The sequence below is a fragment of the Streptomyces sp. NPDC058008 genome (assembly GCF_042886395.1).
Classification (GTDB): Bacteria; Actinomycetota; Actinomycetes; order Streptomycetales; family Streptomycetaceae; genus Streptomyces.
Genome location: NZ_JBHVQX010000077.1, coordinates 1 through 1651, shown reverse-complemented (window position 1 = coordinate 1651; position 1651 = coordinate 1). Strand labels below are relative to the sequence as shown.

Annotated in this window: 1 protein-coding gene and 1 pseudogene; both read right to left on the bottom strand. The window is 67.1% G+C overall.

The genetic code is table 11. The features are described 5' to 3' along the window. Nucleotides 1-792: 2-oxoacid:ferredoxin oxidoreductase subunit beta (locus ACFVS9_RS34155; RefSeq protein ID WP_389938906.1), on the bottom strand; the 792-nt coding region annotated here is incomplete at its 3' end. Further along, nucleotides 785-1651: pseudogene (locus tag ACFVS9_RS34150) on the bottom strand (2-oxoglutarate ferredoxin oxidoreductase subunit alpha); the annotation flags it as partial. The gene ACFVS9_RS34155 and the pseudogene ACFVS9_RS34150, both read right to left, overlap by 8 nt.

Sequence of the window (1651 nt, the reverse complement as noted above, 5' to 3'; positions counted from 1 at the left end):
GAGGTCTCCGGTGAGGGGGTCGCGGACGACGCCTTTGGAGCCTTCGGTGCCGAAGCGGATCGGTTTGCCGTGTTCGAGGCGGATCACCGCTTCTTCGGCCCGTTCCCTGTCCTTGAGGACCTCGAAGGCGCCGTCGTTGAAGATGTTGCAGTTCTGGTAGATCTCCACCAGTGCGGTGCCGGGGTGGTCGGCTGCCGCGCGTAGCACGCTGGTGAGGTGTTTGCGGTCGGAGTCCACGGTGCGGGCGACGAAGGTGGCTTCGGCTCCGAGGGCGAGGGAGAGGGGGTTGAAGGGGGCGTCGAGGGAGCCCATGGGGGTGGATTTGGTGATCTTGCCGAGTTCGGAGGTGGGGCTGTACTGGCCTTTGGTGAGTCCGTAGATCCGGTTGTTGAACAGCAGGATCTTGAGGTTGACGTTGCGGCGCAGGGCGTGGATGAGGTGGTTGCCGCCGATGGAGAGTGCGTCGCCGTCGCCGGTGACGACCCAGACGGAGAGGTCGCGGCGGGAGGTGGCCAGGCCGGTGGCGATGGAGGGGGCGCGGCCGTGGATGGAGTGCATCCCGTAGGTGTTCATGTAGTAGGGGAAGCGGGAGGAGCAGCCGATGCCGGAGACGAAGGTGATGTTCTCCTTGGCCAGGCCGAGTTCGGGCATGAAGCTCTGGACGGCGGCGAGGACGGCGTAGTCGCCGCAGCCGGGGCACCAGCGCACTTCCTGGTCGGACTTGAAGTCCTTCATGGACTGCTTGCCCTCGGCTTTGGGGACCAGTTGGAGGAGTTCGTTGGCGTCAGGCATCGATGGCCTCCTTGAGGGCGGTGGCGAGTTGCTCGGCCTTGAAGGGCATGCCGTTGACCTGGTTGAAGCTCCGTGCGTCGACGAGGTATTTGGCTCTCAGGAGCAGGGCGAGCTGGCCGAGGTTCATCTCCGGGACGATGACCTTGTCGTAGTGCCGTAGTACTTCGCCGAGATTGGCGGGGAAGGGGTTGAGGTGGCGCAGGTGGGCTTGTGCGATCGTCTCGCCGGCGGCGCGCAGGCGGCGTACGGCGGCGGTGATGGGGCCGTATGTCGAACCCCAGCCCAGGACCAGGGTGGTGGCGCCGGCCGGGTCGTCGGTCTCCAGGTCGGGAACTCTGATGCCGTCGATCTTCGCCTGGCGGGTGCGGACCATGTGGTCGTGGTTGGCCGGGTCGTAGGAGATGTTGCCGGTGCCGTCCTGTTTCTCGATGCCGCCGATGCGGTGTTCGAGGCCGGGGGTGCCGGGGACGGCCCAGGGGCGGGCCAGGGTTTCGGGGTCCCGCTTGTAGGGCCAGAACACGGCGGTGCCGTCGGCGAGTTCGTGGTTGGGTGTGGTGGCGAACCGGGTCCGCAGGTCGGGCAGGGTGTCGGTCTCCGGGATCCGCCATGGTTCGGAGCCGTTGGCGAGGTAGCCGTCCGAGAGCAGGAAGACCGGGGTGCGGTAGGTCAGCGCGATCCGGGCGGCGTCCAGGGCGGCGTCGAAGCAGTCCGCCGGGGTCCTCGGGGCCACGACCGGAACCGGTGCCTCACCGTTACGCCCGTACATGGCCTGAAGCAGGTCGGCCTGCTCGGTCTTGGTCGGCAGCCCGGTGGAGGGGCCACCACGCTGGATATCGATGATCAGCAACGGCAGTTCCAG